Source organism: Burkholderia sp. CCA53 (assembly GCF_001685525.1).
Classification (GTDB): Bacteria; Pseudomonadota; Gammaproteobacteria; order Burkholderiales; family Burkholderiaceae; genus Burkholderia; species Burkholderia multivorans.
The window spans coordinates 2037975-2060575 of sequence record NZ_BDDJ01000002.1 but is presented as its reverse complement, the minus strand read 5'-3'; the positions used below and the strand labels follow the sequence as shown (position 1 = coordinate 2060575).

Genomic DNA, 22601 nt, shown 5'->3' with positions numbered 1-22601 from the left:
GTCCGCGACCATGAACCCTCTCGCCCTGCGCTTCATCCGCTCCGCGCTTAGCACCGGCTGCGCTGCCGCGCTGACGACGCTCGCGGCCTGCAACGGCGACGCGTGCTTCGGCCTCGACGTCTGCTTCAACGACGGCACGCAGCCCGTCGCGTTGTCGGGCACGGCTGCGACCGGCCATGCGCTCGCCAGCGCACCGGTGACCGTCAGTTGCGCGCAAGGCTCGGCGACGACGCTGACCGACGGCGGCGGCCACTACCGCGTCACCGTCGACGCGACGCTGCCCTGCGTGATCGCCGTGACGTCGGGCGGCACGACGCTGCATTCCCTCGCCTATGCGGGCGGCACCTTCAACACGACGCCCGAAACGGAATTGCTGCTCGTCTACCTGGCCGCGCAGCTCGGCACGAATACGGCCGGCCTGATCGGCAATTTCCAGGGCACCGCACGCTATCGGCAGGCAATGGGCAGCGCGGACGCGGTGCAGGCCGCGCAATCGGCAGTGGTCGCGAATCTGCAGCAGCGCTACACCGTCACGCTCTCGACAGCGGCGTTCCTGACGACGCCGTTCACGGTCGGTCAACCGGGCGTCGACGGCGATCTCGACGCGCTCGCAAAGGCCGGCGCGATCGACTCGAACGGGATGCCGGCTGCTGCGGCCGTTGCGCTGCTGACGCGGTCCGGCGCGGCGCATCCCCTGTGAACGCCGCGCGCGCTTACGCGGTCTCGCCGCTGCCGCATGCGACGGTCGCGGCCTGCTGCTGCGTCAGATAGCGCAGCAGCTTCGTCACCATCCAGACGACGACGAACGACAGCGCGACGAAGAACAGCGCGAGCGGCGTCAGCACCTGCACCGAGACGAAGCCGGCGAGCCCCATCATCGCGGACGATACGAGCAGCAGCGCGCAGCCGAGAATCGCGCTGGTGAGCCCCGCGATATGCGGGAACAGCGAATTGCCCTTGGCCATCAGCGTCGGATACATCGCGCCTGCGCAGAAGCCCATCACGAGCACCGGCGTCGCGAGCGTCCAGACGCGCAGGCCGACGGTCAGCGCGAGCACGAGCATCGCGACGGCCGCGCACGCCATCGCGCGCGCGCCGATGCGCAACCGCTGCTCGGCGCTCGGCAGGCCGCGTCCGTGAATCCGGTTCGACAGGCCGCCGAGGAAATACATCAGCCCGATGCCGAGCGCGAGATAGCCGAAGAACGTCGGCGGCTGGTGCAGCGTGTTCTGCACCATGAACGGTCCGACGATGTTGAACACGAGCAGGATGCTGTAGCACAGGCCTTGCGCGAGGAAGCAGCTCTGGAATACCGGGCTCGCCAGCACCTTGCCCGCATTCGCGATCAGCGTGCGCGGCTCGAGATGAACGGGCTTCGGCAAGGTCTCCCGGTAGCGCCACAGCAGCGCCCACATCACGAGCGAATACACGAGCAGGAACACGAGGCACGCGCGCCAGCCGAACCAGGTCTGCAGATGCGCGCCGATCACCGGCGCGACGATCGGCGCGAGCCCCCACGCGATCGACATGTAGGTGAACGCGTGCATCAGCGCCTGCCCCGAGAACGAATCGGTGATGATCGCCTTCGCGAGCAGGTTCGTCGTCGCGATCCCGAAGCCCTGCAGACAGCGCGCGAGCACGAAGGTCTCGAGGTTCGGCGCGCCGAGCGACAGCAGGCAGCCGATCGTATAGATGACGAGACCGAACGCGAGCACGCGCTTGCGGCCGTACGCGTCGGCGATCGGGCCGAAGATCAGCTGACCGAGCGCATACGCGGCCATGTAGCCCGACACGCTCGACTGGATCGCCTGCGGCGTCGTCGCGAACGAGCGTGCCATGTCGGGCAGCGCGGGCACGTAGATGTCGATCGCGAGCTGGCCGGCGGAAGCGAACAGGCAGATCAGGAACAGCAGGAAGCGCGGCGAGTTCGACTCGCGCGCGGAAGCGAGTGTGGGATTCATGAGGACGGGAACGATTCGAACGGCGGCGACGCATCGCCACGTCGTTCGAAATGCGAACACGTGTGCGCGGCGCGTGGGTGCGTATTGTGCCTGTTGTTGCGCGGCACGATGTGATTCTCCCTGGCACCGGTGCGGTTGAACCCGGATTGCGGCGGCCGGCCGTGCGTGCATCGCCCCGCCCGCAGCCCTTGCGCCCCGCCATGCCGCCGCGGCTCGGCGCCTGTCCCGATTTTTAATTCTGACTTAAGCTTGCCGACGCATAGTCACGGTGGCTCGCTGCGCGAGCCGCACGATGAAGTGGAATGTCATTCGATCAGTTTCGCTCGATGGAGAAACAACTATGCGATTCCGTTCGTACATGGCGGCGGGCGCGCTGGCACTGATGCCGGTCCTCGCTCTGGCCGGTCAGGCAGCAACGGCCCCCGCCGCGCAACCGATGTTCGTCAATGTGAACGGGCAAGCCGTGCCCGTGAAGGCCGAGACGCGCGTCGTGCAAACGGCCGCCGGTCCGATGAAGGTCAGCACCTGGAGCTGGCATAGCCCGAACGGCAGTGCGAGCTTCGAGATGCAGACCTCGACCGGCGGCATGCCGCCGGCCGCCGCGCTGCGGCAAATCCAGGCCGCCGAGCTGCAGATGCGTGCCGCCCAGGCGCAGATGATCGCGATGCAGCAGCAGATGATGGCGCTCCAGCATGTCGCGCTCGCAAATGCGTTCGCGATGCCGATGCCGCAGCCGGTCGCCTTCGCGATGCCGATGTGGGCGATGCCCGAGCCGGTCGTCGTGCTCGTGCCGGCGCAGCCGCCCGCGAAACGCCCGGCTGCACCCGCCGTGCCGGCCGCGCGCGGCCCGCAGGTCAGCATCTGACACTGCGTACGCATCGCATGCCAGAACCGCCGGCGCGTGCCGGCGGTTTTTTTATCTCCTCCCGCAGCGAGCGCGCCTGCACGCCCGCGCCGCGCGCGGTACTTCTCGGTACTTTCCGCCGGTTGACACGCGGCCCCGCCCTCCGCCTATACTCCTCGCAGCGCCAACGGATTGTTGAACAATCAACCATCCGAATTGACGCCTGACCGGCCACTGCAAAGGCTTCCGGCCGACCGCCCGTATCCGCCACCTTCGTCGAGAGCAACGCGTCATGTCCAGCTATCCCGCCGCTTACCAGGTCACCAAAGGCTCCGTCCTGAACGTCGACAAATCGTTCTATGCCGCGATCGCGCAGCGTCGCGACGCGCGCGAGCGCATCGAATCGCACGTCGTGCCGATCCGCAGCGGGTTCGCCTGGACGGTCCCGGCCGGCCACGTGTTCCGGATCGTCACGCTCGAGGGGCCGCAGGTCGCCGATCTGAACATGTGGAACCTGCACAATCCGCGCGAGCGGATGTGGGCGTCGCGCACGCGTCAGCTGCAGGCGGCGCACGTGACGACGTTCGATCGCCTGTGGTCGACGCTGCCGTATCTGCGCCCGATGGCGACGATCACCGACGACACGCTCGCCGACTACGGCGTCGACGGCGACGGCGGCCGTGTGCACGACCTGCTCGGCACACGCTGCGATCCGTACGTCAACAAGCTGCTGACCGGCGAGGACTTCCATTTCCACTGCCACTCGAACCTCGTGCGCGCGGTTGCGCCGTACGGGCTGACCGAATTCGACGTGCACGACGTGCTGAACGTGTTCCAGTGCACGGGCCTGAACGACGACGACAAATACTTCATGAAAGCCTGCCCGGCGAAACCGGGCGACTATCTGGAGTTCTTCGCCGAGATCGATCTGTTGTGTGCGATGTCGACGTGCCCGGGCGGCGATCTGTCCGTGCCGATGTGGGGGCCCGACGCACGCGATCCGATCGACGTGTGCCGGCCGCTCGGCGTCGAGATCTACCGGCTCGATCCGAGCCTGCTCGCAGGCTGGTCGTCGCCGGCCGTCGCGCCGTATCGCGGCCAGCACGGCATGCAGCCGCCACAGGCGAGCTGGCAGCACGACGGCACGGCGTGACAAAGCCCGTAGAATGGCGAAACGCCGCCGGCCGGCCACGCCGGCGGCGATCGGACAGGAGCGAACGGACAGCATGGCAAGCGAAAAAGCGAGAGGACAATCGGTCGCCGACCGGATCAGCCATCAATTGCGCGAGCACATCATCAGCGGCAAGCTGCCGCCCGGCACCGCGCTGATCGAGATGGACCTCGCCGCCGAATACGACACGTCGCGCAATTCGCTTCGCGAAGTCCTGCATCAGCTTGGCCGCGAGGGGCTCGTCACGTTCGTGCGGCACAAGGGCGTGGTCGTGCGCACGCTCAATCGCCAGGACGTACGCGATCTGTACGTCGCGCGTCGCACGCTCGAACTGCATGCGCTGAATACGGCCGAGCTCGCGCAACCAGTGCTGCTCGACAAGATGCAATCGGCGATCCGCGCGGCCGAGCGCGAACTCGCGAAAGAGAACTGGCAGGCCGTCGGCACGCATAGCCTGCGGTTTCATCAGCATATCGTCGCGCTGCAGAAGTCCGCGCTGCTCGACGAATTCTTCCGGACGATCTCTGCGCAGCTGCGTCTCGTGTTCGCGTCCGATCCCGACGAGAAACGCGTGCAGACGCCCGACTGGATCGAACGCGAATACCGCATCTACGATCTGCTCACGCAGAACCGCCGAAGCGAAGCCGTGACGGTGCTCGCACGCTATCTCGACGATTCCGAGCGCATGCTCGTCGACGCGATCCGCCGCACCCATCGCGACGCCGCGTAGCGCACGCAGCGCACGCCGCATGCATGCCGCGCGATGCGGCACGCATGCGACGACGGCGGGCCGGCCTTACACGTCGTCGCCGGCCGGCAGCGCATAGCTGCCGTCTTCGCGATGCGTTTCGCGCCCCGTCAGCGGCGGATTGAACACGCAGACCAGATGCAGATCGCCGCGCGTCGCGCGCAGAATGTGCGCGTCGTTCCGGTTCAGCGCGTAGACCGTGCCCGGCGTGATGCGGTGCACGTCGCCGGTTGCCGTATCGACCACCTCCCCTTCGCCTGCGACGCAATAGTTGGTCTCGAAGTGATGCTTGTAATGCAGATGCAGCTCCGCGCCTTCGTGCACGCGCGTTTCGTGAACGGAATAGCCGACGCCGTCCTGCTTGACGATCATCCGCTTGCTGTCCCAACCAGGCCCGCTTGCGTGGCGTTCGGTGTGGGCAATGTCGGCCGATCTTACGACGATCATGAGCACCTCGGAATGGTGACAATGAAAAACGGCAGGGCGTGCCCCGCCGACGGGAAACGGTTCATCTGCATGCGTCCAGCGCGTGTTCGACGCGCACTGCCGCATCGAGCAGGCTTGCATCGCCGCCGCGGCGTCCGGTCATCAGCAGCCCGATCGGCCTGTTCCGCCGGCGGTCCGCCGGCACGCTGATGCTCGGCAGATCGAGCCGGTTCGCGAACTCGGTGAGCCGGAATGCGCGCGCATTCTGCGCGAGATAGACGGCGGTGTCGGCCAGCTCGGGCATACGCGGCGGCAGCATCGGCACCGTCGGCGTGAGCACCGCGTCCGCTTCGCCGAGCGCCGCGTCGTACGAGTCGGCCAGTGCGCGCAGACGCACCAGCGCAGCCGCATAGTCGTGCGCACGCACCTGCTCGCCCGCAGTGATGCGTGCGGCGACGAGCGGGTCGTAGCGATCCGCGCACGCCGCGAGCCGCGCGCGATGCAGACTGAACGCCTCGGCCGCGATGATGCCGCCCTCGCGCGCAACCGCACCGGCCTCGACGATGCAATCGAGCCGCTTGCGCTCGATGCGCGCGCCGCACGCGGATAGCCGCGACAGCCACGCGTCGAACGCCTGCGCGACCGCTGCATCGTTGTCGTCGGTCGCGAAGCGTTCCGGCACGACGAAATGCAGGTCGCCGATTCGCGCAGGCATCGGCGTCGCGGCAGCGGCCGCACGGCCGTGCAGCGCGGCGTCCGCATCGCGGCATCGCGCGGCCGTCGCGGCGATCAGGCCTGGCACGTCGAACGTCGTCGACAGGAATTGCATGCCCGCATCGGGATAGCGGCCGCGCGAGGGCTTGAACCCCGCCACGCCGCAGAATGCGGCCGGAATGCGAGCCGATCCGCTCGTGTCCGAGCCGACCGACAGATCGGCGACGCCCAGCGCGATCGACACCGCGGCGCCCGAGCTCGACCCGCCTGCCACGCGCTCGCGATGCGCGTCGAGCGGCGTCGCCGGCGTGCCGTAGGTGCGGTTCACGCCGAGCGCGCCGTACGCGAACTCCGTCATCGCGGTCTGCGCAATGAGCACGGCGCCGGCGCGTCGCAGCGCCGCGACCACTGCCGCGTCGGTGCGCGCCGGCGGATCGTCGGCGAGTACGCGCGAGCCTGCATGCGTGACCCAGCCTTCGCAGTCGAAACACGCCTTCACCGTCAGCACCGCACCGGCCAGCGGCGCGGCGCCGCCGTGACGCGCGCGCCGGTCCCATTCGTGCGCCTCGGCGAGCGCCGCCGCGTCGCGACGCGCCAGCCATGCGGTGCCGATGTCGTCCGGATGCGCGGCCGCACGGGCAATGCATGCGCGCAACCGGTCGACGCAGGGGCGCGCGTCGCGCCGTTCGTCGTGCGGAAAATCGAAGCCGTTCATGCGTGAGCCTCGCGTCCCATCATGCGAAGTGAACATGCCGCAGAAAATCCTTCACGCGTGCGTCGCCGCTCGCCCGTATGCGCTCGGGCGGCACGTCGTAGAGGATGCGGCCGTTCTCCATGAAGACGATGCGGTCGGACACCTTGAACGCGAAGTTCATTTCGTGCGTGACGATGATCATCGTCATCCCTTCCTTCGCGAGCGTCTCGACGACCTTCAGTACTTCGCCGACCAGCTCCGGATCGAGCGCCGACGTCGGCTCGTCGAACAACATGATCGACGGGCGCGTCGCGAGCGCACGCGCAATCGCGACGCGCTGCTGCTGGCCGCCCGACAGCTGGTGCGGATACTTGTTCGCATGCTCGAGCATCCCGACCTTCGACAACAGCGACAGCGCCTGCACGCGGATCGCATCGGTATCGGCCTGGCGGTGATAGCACGGCGCCATCATCACGTTCTGCAGCGCGGTGCGATGCGGAAACAGGTTGAAGCTCTGGAACACCATGCCGATATCGAGGAGGCGGTCGTTCGGCACGCGCGGCGGATGCGCGCCCGCCGCACGAATGAACGGCGCGCCGTACAGCTCGATCTCGCCCGCGTTCAGCGGCGCCAGCCCATTGATCGTGCGGATCAGCGACGTCTTGCCGGACCCCGACGGCCCGATGATCGACACGACTTGCCCGGGCGCGACGTCGAGATGAATGTCCTTCAGCACTTCATGGCGGCCGTAGCGCTGCTGGATGCCCTTGAGCCGCAGTGCGAACTCGGCGGTCGCACGCGGCCGTGGCGCGGCGGCCGCTGCCGACAGCGGCAGCGCCTCACTCGCCGGCGCCGGCTGCGCCGCCGTGCGGCGGCTGACGTCGAGATGCCGTTCGAGATAGCCGAGCAAACGGCTGAATACCGTGACGATCAGCACGTAGTAGAACGCGACGGCCAGCATCGTTTCGAACACGAGGAAGTTCTGCGTGTACAGCCGTTGGCCGACGAGCAGAATCTCGGCGAGCGAAATCACCGATACGAGCGAAGTGAGCTTCACGATCGTGATGAACTCGTTCGCGAGCGCCGGCAGCGCGATGCGGATCGCCTGTGGCATCACGATCATGCGCTGGATGCCGGTGAAGCGGATGCCGAGCGCACGGCCGGCCTCGAGCTGCCCGCGCGGCACCGATAGAATGCCGCCGCGATGGATCTCCGCGAAATACGCCGTCTCGCTGAGCACCATCGCGATCAGGCCGGCCGTGAACGGATCGGACAGCACGGTGCTGGTCGCGGGAAACACCTGCGGCAGGTTGTAGATGAACACGAGCAGTACGAGCAGCGGCAGGCTCCGGAAGAACCAGATATAAACGGCCGCAGCGCGTTTAAGCGCCGGCTGATGCGACTGCCGCGCCAGCGCGACCGGAAAGCCGAGCAGCACGCCGAGCACCCACACCGACACGCTGAGCTTCACGACGACGACGCACGCGCGCCAGAAATCCTTGTCCCACAACAGCTGCAACGCATAGTGCCAATCGAACTGCATCGGAGACTCCTCAACCGGCGGAAGGGAAAGCGGCCGCCCGCGCATCGCGCGAGGCGAACGGCCGCCGCAGCGGCGTACGCGCGAACGCGTGCGGCTACTTCGCGGTGCCGAGCGCGGCCGCGACGTCGGCGGCCGTCGGCTCCTGCAGCCCGTACTTCTTCACGAGACTGCCGTATTCGCCGCTGCGCTTCGCGTCGTTCAGCGCACCTTCGAGCGCGTGCTGCAGCCCGCCGTCGCCCTTCGTCACGCCGAGGCCGATCACGATCGGATACAGCAGCGTCGTGGAGCTCGGCTCGACACGCCCGTTCGTCTGCTTCGGAATGCCCTGCGCGACGGCCGCGTCCTCGATCTGCACGTCGACGGCCTTCGACATCAGCGCGGACGTCGCCTCCGGCGACGTCGGAAATTCGAGGATCGCGATTTCGCCGCGGCCCGCCGGCTTGCAGGTGTCGGTCGAGATCGCGCGCAGCTTCGGCGTCCACGACGCGCCCTTGATCGAGCCGACGCGCTTGCCGCAGAGTTCGTCGGGCGTTTTCGGCCGATACGCGCTGCCCTTCGCGACGAGCAGCGACGCGCCCGTCTTCAGGTACGGCACGAAGTCGACCTGCTTCACGCGATCGGGCGTCACGTACAGCGCGGAGGCGACGACATCGAAGCGGCGCGCCTTCATGCCGAGAATCAGATCGGGAAAGCGCGTGTCGAGGAAGACCGGCTCGAGCTTCAGATGCGTCGCGAGCATCCGCGAGAACTCGGCATCGAAGCCGGCCGGCTTGCCGCCGTCGAGATAGGCGTACGGCGGATAGGTGAGATCGGAGCCGATCAGCAGCGTGCCGGGCTTCACCGTCTGCAGCGGCGCCGCCGATGCGAGCGAAGCCGCGAAAGCCAGCGGCACGAGCGCGCCGCGAAGGAAACGTCGAAGCGAAGACTGACCGGACATGGCGTGACTCCCGATTTTTCGGCTATCGCGCAAACGGCTCGCAACTGCGCCTGCGCGCCGCCCCATGCGGCTTCGCAGGCTTTTACGCCGAAAATTGTTGAACAATTTCGGCCGATTCTGACCAGTTCAAATTGAAATCTGAATCCGGGTTTACGCCCGGACCCGATGCGGGCATGCGGAGCGTGCGCGCATGCATGCGATCGCGCGGCGTGCGGGCGCGTGTGGGAACAAAAGGGAATCAACGATGGGTGAACACGACGCGGATCGGCGGTTCAGCTGCGTCGCGCGGAGGGAACGGCACGTGCATCGGCAAGCGACGTCGCGCGGGCTGCGCGCGCCGCGTTGCAGGCTATGCAACGGATCGTGAGACGGCCGCACCGGCATCGGACGGCCGCGATGTTTCGCCGATCATACGACGCATGCGTCGTGCGTGCCGAACGGCGCACGCATGCGATACGACGCGCCGAGCGCGTGCGAATCAGTACTGCGCCTGATCGGTAGGATTCTTGAAGAGCTGCTTCATCTCCGGCGACAGCGGATAGTTCAGGCTCACGCCCTTCGGCGGGATCGGCTGCATGAACCAGCGATCGTAGAGCTTCTCCGCTTCACCGGATGTCTGCATCTTCGCGATCACGCCGTCGACGACGCGCTTGAACGCCGGATCGTCCTTGCGCATCATGCACGCGTAGTTCTCGTGCATCAGCGGCGTGCCGGTCACCGTATAGGCGCCCGGATTGCGATCCTTCGCGATCTCGCCGTACAGCAGCGGCTCGTCCATCACGAACGCGACCGCGCGGCCGGTCGTCACGTTCATGAACGCTTCCGCGTGATCCTTCGCGCTGATGATCGTCATGTTCATCCCCTTCTCCTCGTTCAGCTTGCGCAGCAGCCGCTCGTCCGACGTGCCCGCCGTCGTCGCGACCGTCTTGCCCGCGAGATCCGGGAAGTCCTTCACGCCCGAGTCCTTCCGCGTGCTGAAGCGGATGCCGTACAGAAAGATGCTGTTCGAGAACGCGGCCTGCTTCTGCCGTTCGAGCGTGTTCGTCGTCGATCCGCATTCGAAGTCGATCGTGCCGTTCTGCAGCAGCGGAATCCGGTTCTGCGACGTGATCGGAATCTCCTTCACCGTGAGGCCCGGCAGGCTCAGGTCCGCCTTCAGCTGATCGATGATCCGCGCGGCGATGTCGCGCGAGTAGCCGATATTCTTCTGCTGATTGTCCGAGTAAGAGAACGGCACCGACGATTCGCGGATGCCGAGCGACACGACGCCCGTGTCCTTGATCTTCTTCAGCGTGCCGGTCAGCGCCTGGGCATGCGCGGCGCCGGCCAGCGCACAGGACAACGCGACAGCGGCCCAACGAAAGCGGCGATCCATGCTTTTCTCCTGACAAAACGTTGATCGAACCGCGATCGTACGCCCGACAAAATTCGCGTCGCATCAGGGAAAGCGTAAGGAAACGCAACCGTTTGCCGTCGCGCACGCATTTCTGTGCGAATCGCCTCAAGAAGCCGCCGCGGCAGCCGTTACCCACAGCAAGGCGCACGCGGCATCCCGCCGCCGCGCCCGCAGTAACGGGTCCGGCGCGGCCGGCCCGGGTTCCACGCCGGCACGACGGCTTCCTAACGAGGATCGAGTTTCAACATGAGCGCGAAACGTCTCAACCTTGCCGTGGCACGCGCTGGCCACGCGCGCATGCTCGCCGGCATCCTGTCGGCCGCCGCCCTCCTTCCTCTCGCGGGCTGCGGCGGAGGCGGCGGCGACGGCGGCACGACGCCGCCGTCGAACGCGTCTCCGGCACCGACGCCGACGCCGACGCCCGCGCCGGCACCGAGCGCGCCGCCGGCATCGTCGGGCAACGGCGCGTGCACGACCTCGCAAGCCGCCGCGCAGATGGCCGCTCAGAGCGTCGCGCCGACCGAACCGCCGGTCGATCATCTGATCGTTCGGCTGAAAACGTCGACCGCCACGCATGCGATGGCGGCCGCCGACACCGCATCGCGCTTCGACGCCGTGATCCAGCGCTCGATCGCACGCTGGAATGCGCCGGTCGGCACCGCGCGCGCCTATGCGAGCACCGCCGCGCAGACGTCGCTGAACGTGCAGGTCGAGCGCACGATCTCGAACGGCGCGGCCGTGCTCGCGCTCGGCCAGCGCATCGCCGCGGCCGACGCCGACGCGCTCGCGCAGGCGTTCGCGGCCGATGCCGACGTCGACTACGCGGAACCCGATCACCGGATGAACGTGCGCGACACGCCGACCGACCCCGACTACAACCAACAGTGGTATCTGTTCGATCAGACCGGCGGCGTCGATCTGCCGGCCGCCTGGGATCGCACGAAGGGCTCGCCGAGCGTCGTCACGGCCGTACTCGACACCGGCTATCGGCCGCACGAGGATCTCAACGCGAACCTGCTGCCCGGCTACAGCTTCATCTCCGACATCAACGTCAGCAACAACGGCAAGACGCGCGGCAGCGACGCGACCGATCCCGGCGACTGGGTCACGCAGCAGGAACTCGACGATCCGAACGGCCCGTACTACCACTGCGAAAGCCAGCCGAGCAACAGCACGTGGCACGGCACGCGCGTGATGGGCGTGATCGGCGCAAACGCGAACAACGGCATGGGCATCGCCGGCGTGTCGTGGCTCGGCCGCATCCTGCCCGTGCGCGTGCTCGGCAAATGCGGCGGCTCGACGAGCGACATTGCCGATGCGATGCGCTGGGCGGCCGGCATCCCCGTCAACGGCGCGCCGAACAATCCGACGCCCGCGAAGGTGATCAACCTGAGCCTCGGCGGCACCGGCGCGTGCAGCACGACGTTCCAGCAGGCGATCGACGACGTGACCGCGAAGGGCGTGACCGTCGTCGTCGCGGCCGGCAACGACGGCCAGTCGACCGCGCTCGACCAGCCCGCGAACTGCCGCGGCGTGATCGCGGTCGGCGCGACCGATTCGACCGGCCGCCGCGCGTCGTTCAGCAACTTCGGCTCCGACGTCGCACTGAGTGCACCGGGTGTCGGCATCGTGTCGACCGCGAATTCGGGCACGACGACGCCGGGCACCGACACGTACGGCCCCGCGAACGGCACGAGCTTCGCCGCGCCGCAGGTGAGCGGCGTCGCCGCGCTGATGCTGTCGGTGAACGGCAACCTGACGCCCGCGCAGATCCAGCAGAAGCTGCAAGGCGGCACGCGCGCCGCGAAGCTCGCCGCGGGCACGTCGTGCACGGCGGCGCCGGCCGGTTCGGGCATCCTCGACGCAGGCGCGGCGGTCGCGTCCGCGGCACCGTGACGCACGCGAGACAGCCGCGCACGCATCGCGTCTCGCGGCTGTCTCGCGGCCTGTATCGCGGCCTGTCTCGCGGGCACCGCCCCCGCGCGAAGCATCGAGCGGCCGGCAAAAAGGGTTGACGCTTAGCAGCACGAGCTATTACCATCGCCCCCGTCTGATTACATGGAGTGTTCTGTGAACACCGATGCGAGTTGTAGTTGGCGCTTGGCCAACTTGACTGCTGCCTGAGGAAACTGCGCAGAGCCTCGTCTTCTGCCGCATCCCGGGAAGCAGGATGCGGCGCCCTTCCGGCCTGACCGGCCCGATTCCCCGCCGAATTTTTCGATGATGTCGAACGACACGCGTGCGCCGTCGCGCGCGTGCGTTCGTGCCGCGCGCGGCGTTGCCGCGTGCGTTTTCCGTTCGCGCGCCGACCGGCCGCATGCGTTCGCGCATGCGTGGCCGCCGTTCGGCCGTGCCGTTGACCCGTTACCGACAGGAGCGCAGATGAACCCGGACGACAGTAGTCGATTACCGCTCGCCGGTGCGCCGTGGCGCATCGTCCGATCGGTCGCGCCACGCGCGCCGGCGAGCGTTTCCGCCGTTACCGAATCACCCCCGATCGCGCGCGATGCGACGCGGCGGGCTGCGCGCGTGCGTCGCTGACGTCACGGTCGCTCCCGCCGCCACGCCGCGCGCCAGGAGCGACCCATGACACAACGCATTCCAACGAAGAAGAAACAGCGCGGCTTCGTCGCGGCCGGCACAGCTGCACACCACGATACGCAGATCGTGCGCGCTGCGCAGTATGCGGCGCAGCCGCTCGACGAGCTGCTGAAGATCCTGCAAACGACCACGCGCGGTCTCACCGAAGCGCGGGCCGCCGAGCGTCTGCAGGACGACGGCCCGAACGAAATCGCGCACGACAAGCCGCCGCACTGGACGATCCAGCTGCTGCGCGCATTCCACAGCCCGTTCGTCTACGTGCTGCTGGTCCTGGCCGCGATCAGCTTCCTGACCGACGTGTGGTTCGCGGCGCCCGACGACCGCGATTACGTCGGCACCACGATCCTGCTCACGATGGTCGTGATCAGCGCGGTGCTGCGCTTCGTGCAGGAATTCCGCTCGCTGCGCGCGGCGGAAAAGCTGAAGGCGATGGTGCGCACGACCGCGACCGTGCTGCGCGCGACGACGGCGACGGCGGAACCGGCGCGCCGCGACGTGCCGATGCGCAACGTCGTCGTCGGCGACGTCGTGCATCTGTCGGCCGGCGACATGGTGCCGGCCGACGTGCGGCTGCTTGCGTCGCGCGACTTGTTCATCAGCCAGGCCGTGCTGACCGGTGAAGCGCTGCCGGTCGAGAAGTACGACACGCTCGGCGCGGTCGCCGGCAAATCCGCGAACGCGCATGCGCCGGGCGACGCCGGCAACGTGCCCGTGTCGCCGCTCGATCACGAGAACGTGTGCTACATGGGCACGAACGTCGTCAGCGGCACCGCGACCGCCGTCGTCGTCGCGACCGGCGAAGACACGTACCTCGGTTCGCTTGCGCGCAACGTCGTTAGCCACAAGCGGATCGAGACGAGCTTCGACCGCGGCGTCGCGAGCGTGAGCTGGCTGCTGATCCGGTTCATGTGCGTGATGGTACCGATCGTGTTCATGATCAACGGGCTGACCAAAGGCGACTGGCTCAGCGCACTCACGTTCGCGCTCGCGGTCGCGGTCGGCCTGACGCCGGAAATGCTGCCGATGATCGTCAGCGCGAACCTCGCGCGCGGCGCGGTCGCGATGGCGCGCCGCAAGGTCGTCGTCAAGCGGCTCAATGCGGTGCAGAACTTCGGCGCGATGGACGTGCTCTGCACCGACAAGACCGGCACGCTCACGCAGGACCGCATCATCCTCGAGCATCATCTCGATGCGTCCGGCTATCGGAACGAGGACGTGCTGCGTCTCGGCTGGTTGAACAGCTTCCATCAGAGCGGCCAGAAGAATCTGATCGACGCCGCCATCGTCGCGCGCGCGGACGAAATCGGCGACTCGGTGAAGCCGCACGGCTACCGCAAGATCGACGAGCTGCCGTTCGACTTCGTGCGCCGCCGCCTGTCGGTCGTCGTCGCGGACGCGCACGGCGCGCATCTGCTGATCTGCAAGGGCGCGGTCGACGAAATGCTTGCGGTATCCACGCATGTCCAGGACGAGCACGGGCTGCGTCCACTCGACTTCACCGCGCGCCAGCGGCTCCTCGAACAGGCGAACGCATACAACGAGGACGGCTTCCGCGTGCTCGTGCTCGCGACGCGCGCGATCGCGCGCGGCGACGAGCGCGAACAGTACCGCACCGCCGACGAACGCGATCTCGTCGTGCGCGGCTTCCTGACCTTCCTCGATCCACCGAAGGAATCGGCCGCGCCGGCGCTCGCGGCGCTGCGCGAAAACGGCGTCGCGGTGAAGGTGCTGACCGGCGACAACGCGATCGTCACGATGAAGGTCTGCCGGCAGGTCGGCCTGTCGCCCGGCACGCCGTTGCTCGGTCCGCAGATCGACGCGCTCGACGACACGGCGCTCGCCGATGCGGTCGAACGCACGACGGTGTTCGCGAAGCTTACGCCGCTGCAGAAGGCGCGCATCGTGAAGGCGCTGCAAGCGAACGGCCATACGGTCGGTTTTCTCGGCGACGGGATCAACGATGCGCCCGCGCTGCGCGATGCCGACGTCGGCATCTCGGTCGACACCGGCGCGGACATCGCGAAGGAAACCGCCGACATCATCCTGCTCGAGAAGAGCCTCATGGTGCTCGAGGAAGGCGTGATCAAGGGCCGCGAGACGTTCGGCAACATCCTGAAGTATCTGAACATGACCGCGAGCTCGAACTTCGGCAACGTGTTCTCGGTGCTCGTCGCGAGCGCATTCCTGCCGTGGGAGCCGATGCTCGCGACGCAGCTGCTCGTGCTGAACCTGATCTACGACACGTCGCAGATGCTGCTGCCGTGGGACCGGATGGATCCCGAGTTCCTGAAGAAGCCGCGCAAGTGGGAGGCCGGCAACATCCGCCGCTTCATGCTGTGGGTCGGCCCGACCTCGTCGGTATTCGACATCACGACCTACGTGCTGATGTGGACCGTGTTCGGCGCCGGCGCGATGTATCACCTGCACGGTGGCAGCGGCGGCCAGATCGTGATGAATTCCGGCTGGTTCATCGAAAGCCTCGTGTCGCAGACGCTCGTCGTGCATCTGCTGCGCACGCAGAAGATCCCGTTCCTGCAGAGCACCGCGTCGCTGCCGGTGCTGCTGTCGACGATCACGGCGATCGCGATCGGCTGCTGGCTGCCGTTCTCGCCGTTCGCCGACGCGCTCGGCTTCATCCATCTGCCCGGCAGCTACTGGCTGTGGCTCGTCGCGACGATGGCCGGCTACATCGTGCTCGCGCAGATCGTGAAGACGATCTACGTGCGCCGCTACAAGCAGTGGTTCTGAATTTCCGCGCATCGATGCGGCCGGCGCGCGCCGGCCGCCCCACCCGACAGGTGATCCAATGAAAAGAATTCTTCCGTACGCGGCCGCGGGCGCGCTGCTCACACCGCTCGGCGCGATGGCCGCGCATCCGCTCGTCAGCGACGATACCGGCACGCAGGGCAACGGGAACTGGCAGTTCGAACTGAATGCCGAGCAGACGCCGCGGCAGCCCGACACCGGCTACCGGCAACTGTGGAACGCGACGCTCACGCGCGGCTTCGGCGAGCGCGTCGATGTGTACGTGAACGCGCCGTATACGAACCTCGAGACGCGCACCGACGACAGCGGGTCCGGTTTTGGCGACGTCGAAATCGGGATGAAATGGCGCTTCGTCGAGCGCGGGCCGCTTACGCTCGCGTTGAAACCGAAGTTCACGGTGCCGGTCGGTAACGGCCGGCGCGGCCTCGGCACGGACCGGCTCGGCGCGGGCACCACGTTGCTCGCGCAGTTCGACGTCGCGCGGTTCTCGTTCCTCGCGAACGCCGGCCTCACGTATCAGCCGACGCGCGAGCACGATCTCGCGTCGATCTGGGCCGTGTCCGGCGCGGCCATCTACCATGCGACCGACCGGCTGCAACTCGCGCTCGACGTCGGCACGTCGCGCAATCCGACGCGTGGCGCGGGTGCGAATCCTGCGTTCGCGATCGCCGGCGCGATCTATTCGCCGACGCCCTGGCTCGATGTCGACGTCGGCTATCGACGCGGGCTGAACGACCAGACCGATCACGCGGTGATGGCCGGCGTGACCGCTCGCTGGTGACGCGCGCGCGATGCATCACCGTGCCGCACGCGCGCCGCGCGTGCGGCACGCCTCTTCATTGCGCGTCGTTCGCGCCGAACAGCTGCGCGCACACCGCGCGCCCTTCGTCGGTCAGCGCGGCGCTGCCGGTGCCGTCGTCGTGTACGTCGGTCGCCGTCAGGCCGGCCGCGTCGAGCTGCGTGAGCACGCGGCGCAGCGTGCTCATCGGCAATTGCGCGCGCTTCGCGATCTTCGGCAGCGACCATCGCTTGCCGGACGGATCGGCGGCGGCATCGTTGAGCGTCGCGAGCGTCGCGACGAATGCGGGGTCGAGCGGGGTGTCGTCGGATTCGGAGGTCATCGGTTCGAGACCGGCGGCGCGGCCGGCAAAGTCGTTCGGCAAGCGACCGGCCGGTTCGCGCCGGTCGCGCACACTATACCGCTTCGTTCATACGCGGCCGCGCGGCGGCTGGATCGCAGCGCGCATGAACGTGACGAAACGCGTCGTCACGGGATCGTCGCGCTCGGATACCCACGCGAGCCCGACACGCCATTTCGCGTCGCGGCCGTCGAGCGGCAGCACCGTCGCGTCGCGCAGCAGATACTGCGCGCCCGACGGGATGAACGCGACGCCGACACCGGCCGCCACCGACGTCAGCACCGACTGCACGTCCTCCGCCTGCTGCGTCACATGCGGCACGAAACGGCGCGCCATGCACCATCGATCGATCTGCGCGGCGAGCCCGGCCCCGCGTGCGCGCTGCAACGCGATGAAGCCGAGTTCGTTCAGCACGTCGAGATCGGCCGGCACGCGCTTGAAGCCGAGCTGCGGCGGCACCGCGAGCGCGAGCGACTCGTCGATCACGCGGCACGACGACAATCCGTCGTCGGCCGGCAGCCGCAGAAAACCGGCGTCGAGCTTGCCCGCGCGCAGGCGGCGCGTCTGCTCGGCCGACGACAGGTCGCTCAGCGTCACCGCGATGCCGGGATTCAGCCGCCGGAACTCCGCCACGAGCCGCGGCACCAGCGTCAGCACCGACAGGCAGATACCGAGCCGCAGATGGCCACGCTGTCCGCTCGCCGCTTCCCTTGCGCGCGCAACGATCTCGTCGGCATCGCGCACGAGCGCCTGTGCATCGGGCAGGAAGCGCTCGCCGAACGGTGTGAGTTCGGCACCATGCCGCCCGCGCTCGAACAGCTTGCCGCCGAGGCTCGCTTCGAGCGCGCCGATCTGCTTGCTCAGTGCCGGCTGGCTCATATGCAGCACATCGGCCGCCCGACTGAAATGGCTCTGCTCGGTGACGGTCAGAAACGTTCTCAGCAGCTTCAGTTCCATTCTTGTAGGGAATCGAAACGATCGAAATATTCATTTTACTGATTGAATGACATGGCGTTCAATGGAGGCAATCCCTTTCCGGACTATCCCGTCATGACCTTTCATCCTGCGTCCGCGTGCCCGAACGACGAGTCGTGTGAGCCGATCGTCGCGAACGAATGTGCGATCGCACCCGATGTGCCGGCGCCCGCGCGCGAAGCCCGGCGCGCCGACGGACGCCGCGGCCGCTTTCGCCTAGACGACGCGCCACCGGACGAGGCACGACCGCGCATCGTGACGGGATCGATTGCGGTCAGCTTCGCGATCGTGTCGCGGCGCAACTGGCCGCGTTAAGGCCGGGCGCGCGATCGCGCCACGATCGCGTCGCGCGTCTCCATAGCGCGCGCGTATTCGCCCGCATTGCGCCGCCCTCGTCCTCCGCACGGCAGTAAAAACGCCCGATCTCTGCGAAAAATCGCCTCCTTTTCCCGCTGTCCATCGTCATCGCGCCGCGATCGACCGTATAATTTTCCGCTCCCCTGACCGCTCAACCATGCCACGCTGCGTCGTCGCGCGTGAAAAGGAGCTTTTCGCTTGACCGGCCTCATCGCGCGCCTGCCTCTCGCCCGGACCACCCTGCTCATCGCGTTGTCGATCCTGACGTTCGCGTTCGCGACGAACGCATCGTCGGCGCAACGCCACCCGCCCCAGCGCGCGGCGCATGCCGTGCCGCATGCGAAAGCCGTCAAGAAAACGGTCAAGAAAAAACCTGTCCAGCGCAAGAAAAAGGCCGTCAAGCATCGCCGCCCGCGCGTGAAGCACCACGCAATCAAGCGCCACGCGGCACCGGCTCCGCAGCAGCGTCGCGCGAAACGCACGACGGCGGCCCGTCCGCATCCCGCCGCGAAACCGCGCCTGCTGGCGAGCTGCGGGTACAACCCGCGTGCGGTCCGATCGCTCCATTCGCGCGCGGCCTACGTGCTCGACGTCGATTCCGGCACGCCGCTGCTGGCCCGGAATGCGCGCACGGTGCGACCGATCGCGTCGATCTCGAAACTGATGACGGCCGTCGTCGCGCGCGATGCCGATCGACCGCTGAACGGCGTGCTGCGCGTCACCGCGAACGATCGCGACACGATCAAGTTCACCGGTTCGCGCCTGCAGGTCGGCTCGGAGCTGTCGCGCCGCGACATGTTCCATATCGCGCTGATGTCGTCGGAGAACCGCGCGGCCGCCGCGTTGAGCCGCGACTATCCGGGCGGCCGCGCCGCCTTCGTCAAGGCGATGAATCGTGAAGCGCGCCGGCTCGGCATGCGCCATACACATTTCAGGGAACCGACCGGGTTGTCCCCGCACAACGTGTCGACGGCCGAGGATCTCGCACGGCTCGTCGACGCGGCCGCACAGGATCCGCTGATCCGCTACTTCTCGACCGACAGGTCCACGACCGTGCGCCCCGGCGACGGCGAACTGCTGTATGTGAATTCCGATCCGCTCGTCCGCTATCGCCGCCTGCCGATCCGCCTGCAGAAAACCGGCTTCATCAACGAATCGGGTCACGGCGTCGTGATGCGCATGCGCGTGAAAGGTCGCCGCACGACCGTCGTGCTGCTCGGCGCACCGACGCGCGCCGGCGTCTCGAGCGACGCGATCAGGATCCATCGCTGGCTGGCCTGCTCGATTCAGTAAACGTGCAGGCAGCCGGCGCATTCATCTTCGGGAGCAATGCGATGCCGGACGAATACCGCTTCAACGCATTCGGACGCCGTCTCGCCGTCGTCCGCCGAAGCGACGGCTGGGCCGTGTTCGATCTCGGCGTCGAAGGCAAGCGACGCCCGGCCGACCTGCATATTCCGCCCACGCTCGCCGCCGACGAACTCGCGCAGTATCTCGGCGATCTGCTGCATGAAGCCGCCACGCCGGGAAACAGCGAGGTCGTGCCCATCGCGCCGCCCGATCGCGACGGTAAATCCGGCTGAGCGCATCGCGGCGCCCGCCCGCTGTCGTTGCAGTCATCGATGGATCGATGTCCGGCCGCCCCCTGACCGCTTCAATTCCCGAACCCGCCTGTCTGCCGCCTGCTTTCGTCGCGACGCGCATCGCGCTGCATCGTCGATAATTCGACAGTTAAACTTGCAAGTCTAACTGTCTTGTCCTAAGATCCGCCTCATGAACGCCGCACGCAAACCGAACCTCGCCGCCGATGCCGTTGCCACCGAGCTGACGCTCGCCGTCGGACAGCTGATCCGCCGGCTGCGCTCGGAAGTCGCGTCCGACGGGCTCGGCATGTCGCAGACGAGCGCGCTCGCGCGGCTCGAATCGAACGGCCCGATGACGACCGCCGATCTCGCCCGCGCCGAGTCGATGAAGCCGCAATCGATGAAGGCGATCCTCGCGAGTCTCGAAGAGGAAGGTCTCGTCGAACGCGAGCCGCATCCGACCGACGGTCGCCAGATCCTGTTCCTGCTGACCGCGGCCGGCCGCGAGGCGCGCCGCAAGCGCAGCGCCGCGAAGCACCGCTGGCTCGGCGCCGCGATCGAGCGACTCGATCCCGAAGAAATCCGCACGCTCGCCGCTGCGATCCCGCTGATCAGGCGGATCGGCGACAAGTGAGCCACGCGCGCGGCGATGCCGCCGCATCCGTTCGCGCGCCCTTCCCGTTCCCCGTCCGTTCCATGGAGTCCCCATCATGAGCGCAACCCGTCTCGACACAAACACGGCGCTGGTCGTCATCGACCTGCAGAAAGGCATCGTCGCGCTGCCCACCGCGCATCCGGTCGGCGGCGTGATCGAACGCACGCGCGAACTGCTCGACGCATTCCGCAGCCGCGGCCTGCCGGTCGTGCTCGTCAACGTCGCGGGCGGCGCACCGGGCCGCACGCAGCAGCAGGTTCGCCTCGACGCGCTGCCGGCCGACTGGACCGAGCTCATCGCCGAACTCGACCGGCAGCCCGGCGACCATCTCGTCACGAAAAAAACCTGGGGCGCGTTCACCGGCACCGATCTCGACGCTTACCTGAAGGCGGCCGGCGTCACGCAGATCGTGCTGGCCGGCGTCGCGACGAGCATCGGCGTCGAATCGACCGCGCGGCAGGCGCACGAACTCGGCTACAACGTGACGCTCGCCGTCGACGCGATGACTGATCTGAACGCGGACGCCCATGCGAACAGTGTCGAGCGCCTGTTCCCGCGTCTCGGTGAGACGGGTTCGACGCAGGACATCGTCGCGCTGCTGGACCGGCGCGGCGCGTGAGCGACGAACGTACGCAACCGGCGCCGGCCCGCGCGGGCGGCGGACTCGATCCGTCGATCTGGAAGGTCAGCGCGGTGGCGATGCTCGGCTCGCTGCTGTCGCAGCTCGACGCGACGATCGTCAACGTGTCGCTGTCGAGCCTCGCGACGGATCTGCACACGAGCCTGTCGACGATCCAGTGGGTCACGAGCGGCTATCTGCTCGCCCTGACGCTGGTGCTGCCGCTGAACGGCTGGCTCGTCGACCGGATCGGCGCGAAGGCGCTGTACTTGTGGTGCTTCTCCGCGTTCACGCTGACGTCGGCGCTCTGCGGGCTCGCGTGGTCCGCGCCGTCGCTGATCGCGTTTCGCGCGTTGCAAGGCATGAGCGGCGGACTGCTCGCGCCGATGGCGCAGATGATGATCGCGCGCGTCGCGGGCCAGCAGATGGCGCGCGTGATCGGCTATGCGGCCGTGCCCGTGCTGCTCGCGCCGATCCTCGGCCCGGTCGTCGCGGGCGCGATCCTGCAGCACATGTCGTGGCGCTGGCTGTTTCTCGTGAACCTGCCGGTCGGCCTGCTCGCGCTTGCGCTCGCTGCCTGGCTCCTGCCCGGCGATCGCGAAGAAACGCAGCCGCGAGCGCTCGACTGGATCGGGCTGTCGCTGTTGTCGCCGGGGCTCGTGCTGTTGCTGTACGGCGTCGAGCGCATCGGCGAGGCGCTCGGCATCGTGGCACTCGTCGCCGCGGCGCTGCTGCTCGTCGCCTTCCTGCGCGTCGAAACGCGCAAGGGCGATCGCGCGCTGCTCGATCTCGCGCTGTTTCGCCGCAAGGTGTTCGGCGCGGCGGCCTCGACGCAGTTCCTGTCGAACGGCGCGCTGTTCGCGGGCCAGATGCTGATCCCGGTGTTCCTGATCCAGGCGTGCGGCCGTTCGCCCAGCGAGATGGGCTGGCTGCTCGCGCCGATGGGACTCGGCATGCTCGTCACCTATCCGTCGATGGGCGCGCTGACAGGCCGCTTCGGCGTGCGGCGGCTCGCCGCCGCGGGCGCGATGCTCGCGCTGCTCGCGACACTGCCGTTCGTCTATCTCGCACTGCGCGGCTACGATCCCGTCGTGCTCGTGCCCGCGCTATTCCTGCGCGGGATGGGACAGAGCGCGATCGGCGCGCCTTCCATTACGGCTGCTTATGCGTCGGTCGAACGCCGCGACCTGCCGATGGCGACCACGTCGCTCAATATCGTGCAGCGCCTCGGCGGGCCGACGTTGACGACGCTCTGCACGCTGTTTCTCGCATGGCGGCTGCGGGTCGATCACGCGGCGGGCGGCGACGCGCACGGTACCGCTTACGCCTGGGCGTTCGGCCTGCTGTGCGTGCTGCACGCGTCGAGTTTCGTCACCGCGCTGCGCCTGCCGCTGTGGTCCGCCGGCGCAGGCGGCCGCCGCGCGGCACCGGCGTCAAACGACTCGCGTTGAACGCGCCGGGTCGCACCACGT

At 67.8% G+C, this 22601-nt stretch carries 21 protein-coding genes; 13 read left to right on the top strand and 8 right to left on the bottom strand.

Annotated elements, in window-relative coordinates:
- The first annotated feature begins 10 nt into the window (after positions 1-10).
- Positions 11-700 (top strand): hypothetical protein, encoded by a 690-nt coding sequence (locus tag BCR55_RS25450; RefSeq protein WP_053298462.1) that lies wholly within the window; start codon positions 11-13, stop codon positions 698-700.
- A gap of 13 nt (positions 701-713) precedes the next feature.
- On the opposite strand, the gene BCR55_RS25445 is transcribed toward BCR55_RS25450, so the two are convergent.
- Positions 714-1961, bottom strand: coding sequence for a multidrug effflux MFS transporter (locus BCR55_RS25445; RefSeq protein WP_006410346.1), 1248 nt, complete (start codon positions 1959-1961; stop codon positions 714-716).
- A gap of 340 nt (positions 1962-2301) precedes the next feature.
- On the opposite strand from BCR55_RS25445, the gene BCR55_RS25440 reads away from it, so the two are divergent.
- From BCR55_RS25440 to BCR55_RS25430, 3 genes are all read left to right on the top strand, one after another.
- Positions 2302-2826: a hypothetical protein gene (locus BCR55_RS25440; protein ID WP_006408460.1), complete on the top strand. Its 525-nt coding sequence runs from the start codon at positions 2302-2304 to the stop codon at positions 2824-2826.
- Positions 2827-3097: 271 nt separating this feature from the next.
- A complete protein-coding gene (locus BCR55_RS25435) occupies positions 3098-3958 on the top strand; it encodes a DUF1989 domain-containing protein (RefSeq protein ID WP_053298461.1) in 861 nt (286 codons plus the stop codon).
- 73 nt (positions 3959-4031) lie between these two features.
- Complete coding sequence (locus BCR55_RS25430; protein WP_065496451.1) at positions 4032-4706, top strand: GntR family transcriptional regulator; 675 nt, start codon at positions 4032-4034, stop codon at positions 4704-4706.
- Between the two features lie 66 nt (positions 4707-4772).
- Here the strand turns inward: BCR55_RS25430 and BCR55_RS25425 are convergent, their stop codons facing one another.
- The 5 genes from BCR55_RS25425 to BCR55_RS25405 form a co-directional block, all read right to left on the bottom strand.
- Positions 4773-5171: an ectoine synthase gene (locus tag BCR55_RS25425; RefSeq protein ID WP_006403382.1), complete on the bottom strand. Its 399-nt coding sequence runs from the start codon at positions 5169-5171 to the stop codon at positions 4773-4775.
- A gap of 61 nt (positions 5172-5232) precedes the next feature.
- Entirely contained in the window at positions 5233-6579 is a 1347-nt protein-coding gene (locus BCR55_RS25420) for an amidase (RefSeq protein WP_065496447.1), read from the bottom strand.
- A 19-nt stretch (positions 6580-6598) separates the two neighbouring features.
- On the bottom strand, positions 6599-8101 hold the full coding sequence (locus BCR55_RS25415; RefSeq protein WP_065496445.1) for an amino acid ABC transporter permease/ATP-binding protein: 1503 nt from the start codon (positions 8099-8101) through the stop codon (positions 6599-6601).
- A 94-nt stretch (positions 8102-8195) separates the two neighbouring features.
- The gene (locus tag BCR55_RS25410; RefSeq protein WP_006410350.1) at positions 8196-9038 is read right to left on the bottom strand and encodes an ABC transporter substrate-binding protein; all 843 of its coding nucleotides are present in this window, start codon (positions 9036-9038) and stop codon (positions 8196-8198) included.
- A 478-nt stretch (positions 9039-9516) separates the two neighbouring features.
- Entirely contained in the window at positions 9517-10413 is an 897-nt protein-coding gene (locus tag BCR55_RS25405) for a glutamate/aspartate ABC transporter substrate-binding protein (RefSeq protein WP_006410345.1), read from the bottom strand.
- Positions 10414-10680: 267 nt separating this feature from the next.
- On the opposite strand from BCR55_RS25405, the gene BCR55_RS25400 reads away from it, so the two are divergent.
- The 3 genes from BCR55_RS25400 (at position 10681) to BCR55_RS25385 (ending at position 16582) form a co-directional block, all read left to right on the top strand.
- A complete protein-coding gene (locus BCR55_RS25400; RefSeq protein WP_059940494.1) occupies positions 10681-12330 on the top strand; it encodes a S8 family peptidase in 1650 nt (549 codons plus the stop codon).
- 690 nt (positions 12331-13020) lie between these two features.
- Positions 13021-15783: a magnesium-translocating P-type ATPase gene (mgtA, locus tag BCR55_RS25390; protein ID WP_065496443.1), complete on the top strand. Its 2763-nt coding sequence runs from the start codon at positions 13021-13023 to the stop codon at positions 15781-15783.
- A gap of 58 nt (positions 15784-15841) precedes the next feature.
- On the top strand, positions 15842-16582 hold the full coding sequence (locus tag BCR55_RS25385; RefSeq protein WP_006403306.1) for a transporter: 741 nt from the start codon (positions 15842-15844) through the stop codon (positions 16580-16582).
- Between the two features lie 55 nt (positions 16583-16637).
- On the opposite strand, the gene BCR55_RS25380 is transcribed toward BCR55_RS25385, so the two are convergent.
- A complete protein-coding gene (locus BCR55_RS25380; RefSeq protein ID WP_012216881.1) occupies positions 16638-16922 on the bottom strand; it encodes a hypothetical protein in 285 nt (94 codons plus the stop codon).
- Positions 16923-17009: 87 nt separating this feature from the next.
- The gene (locus BCR55_RS25375; protein WP_006403304.1) at positions 17010-17897 is read right to left on the bottom strand and encodes a LysR family transcriptional regulator; all 888 of its coding nucleotides are present in this window, start codon (positions 17895-17897) and stop codon (positions 17010-17012) included.
- A gap of 51 nt (positions 17898-17948) precedes the next feature.
- Here BCR55_RS25375 and BCR55_RS33615 point away from each other — a divergent pair, with 51 nt between their 5' ends.
- From BCR55_RS33615 to BCR55_RS25345, 6 genes are all read left to right on the top strand, one after another.
- A complete protein-coding gene (locus BCR55_RS33615; protein ID WP_006410274.1) occupies positions 17949-18230 on the top strand; it encodes a hypothetical protein in 282 nt (93 codons plus the stop codon).
- 240 nt (positions 18231-18470) lie between these two features.
- The gene (locus BCR55_RS25365; protein ID WP_006403302.1) at positions 18471-19565 is read left to right on the top strand and encodes a serine hydrolase; all 1095 of its coding nucleotides are present in this window, start codon (positions 18471-18473) and stop codon (positions 19563-19565) included.
- A 41-nt stretch (positions 19566-19606) separates the two neighbouring features.
- Positions 19607-19855, top strand: coding sequence for a hypothetical protein (locus BCR55_RS25360; RefSeq protein WP_035488102.1), 249 nt, complete (start codon positions 19607-19609; stop codon positions 19853-19855).
- Positions 19856-20045: 190 nt separating this feature from the next.
- A complete protein-coding gene (locus tag BCR55_RS25355) occupies positions 20046-20489 on the top strand; it encodes a MarR family winged helix-turn-helix transcriptional regulator (RefSeq protein WP_065496439.1) in 444 nt (147 codons plus the stop codon).
- Between the two features lie 76 nt (positions 20490-20565).
- On the top strand, positions 20566-21129 hold the full coding sequence (locus tag BCR55_RS25350) for an isochorismatase family protein (protein ID WP_006396870.1): 564 nt from the start codon (positions 20566-20568) through the stop codon (positions 21127-21129).
- Positions 21126-22580 carry a DHA2 family efflux MFS transporter permease subunit gene (locus tag BCR55_RS25345; RefSeq protein ID WP_065496437.1) on the top strand — a complete coding sequence of 485 codons (1455 nt, stop codon included), beginning with the start codon at positions 21126-21128 and terminating at the stop codon, positions 22578-22580. The genes BCR55_RS25350 and BCR55_RS25345 overlap by 4 nt, the downstream gene beginning before the upstream one ends.
- Positions 22581-22601: the final 21 nt, after the last annotated feature.

Coding starts and splice junctions, on each gene's coding strand:
- BCR55_RS25380 (WP_012216881.1), bottom strand. CDS start 16,922: ATGACCTCCGAATCCGACGACACCCCGCTCGACCCCGCATTCGTCGCG.
- BCR55_RS25450 (WP_053298462.1), top strand. CDS start 11: ATGAACCCTCTCGCCCTGCGCTTCATCCGCTCCGCGCTTAGCACCGGC.
- BCR55_RS25440 (WP_006408460.1), top strand. CDS start 2,302: ATGCGATTCCGTTCGTACATGGCGGCGGGCGCGCTGGCACTGATGCCG.
- BCR55_RS25360 (WP_035488102.1), top strand. CDS start 19,607: ATGCCGGACGAATACCGCTTCAACGCATTCGGACGCCGTCTCGCCGTC.
- BCR55_RS25415 (WP_065496445.1), bottom strand. CDS start 8,101: ATGCAGTTCGATTGGCACTATGCGTTGCAGCTGTTGTGGGACAAGGAT.
- BCR55_RS25435 (WP_053298461.1), top strand. CDS start 3,098: ATGTCCAGCTATCCCGCCGCTTACCAGGTCACCAAAGGCTCCGTCCTG.
- BCR55_RS25405 (WP_006410345.1), bottom strand. CDS start 10,413: ATGGATCGCCGCTTTCGTTGGGCCGCTGTCGCGTTGTCCTGTGCGCTG.
- BCR55_RS25385 (WP_006403306.1), top strand. CDS start 15,842: ATGAAAAGAATTCTTCCGTACGCGGCCGCGGGCGCGCTGCTCACACCG.
- BCR55_RS25400 (WP_059940494.1), top strand. CDS start 10,681: ATGAGCGCGAAACGTCTCAACCTTGCCGTGGCACGCGCTGGCCACGCG.
- BCR55_RS25430 (WP_065496451.1), top strand. CDS start 4,032: ATGGCAAGCGAAAAAGCGAGAGGACAATCGGTCGCCGACCGGATCAGC.
- BCR55_RS25425 (WP_006403382.1), bottom strand. CDS start 5,171: ATGATCGTCGTAAGATCGGCCGACATTGCCCACACCGAACGCCACGCA.
- BCR55_RS25375 (WP_006403304.1), bottom strand. CDS start 17,897: ATGGAACTGAAGCTGCTGAGAACGTTTCTGACCGTCACCGAGCAGAGC.
- BCR55_RS25420 (WP_065496447.1), bottom strand. CDS start 6,579: ATGAACGGCTTCGATTTTCCGCACGACGAACGGCGCGACGCGCGCCCC.
- BCR55_RS25355 (WP_065496439.1), top strand. CDS start 20,046: ATGAACGCCGCACGCAAACCGAACCTCGCCGCCGATGCCGTTGCCACC.
- BCR55_RS33615 (WP_006410274.1), top strand. CDS start 17,949: ATGGCGTTCAATGGAGGCAATCCCTTTCCGGACTATCCCGTCATGACC.
- BCR55_RS25350 (WP_006396870.1), top strand. CDS start 20,566: ATGAGCGCAACCCGTCTCGACACAAACACGGCGCTGGTCGTCATCGAC.
- BCR55_RS25445 (WP_006410346.1), bottom strand. CDS start 1,961: ATGAATCCCACACTCGCTTCCGCGCGCGAGTCGAACTCGCCGCGCTTC.
- BCR55_RS25410 (WP_006410350.1), bottom strand. CDS start 9,038: ATGTCCGGTCAGTCTTCGCTTCGACGTTTCCTTCGCGGCGCGCTCGTG.
- mgtA (WP_065496443.1), top strand. CDS start 13,021: ATGACACAACGCATTCCAACGAAGAAGAAACAGCGCGGCTTCGTCGCG.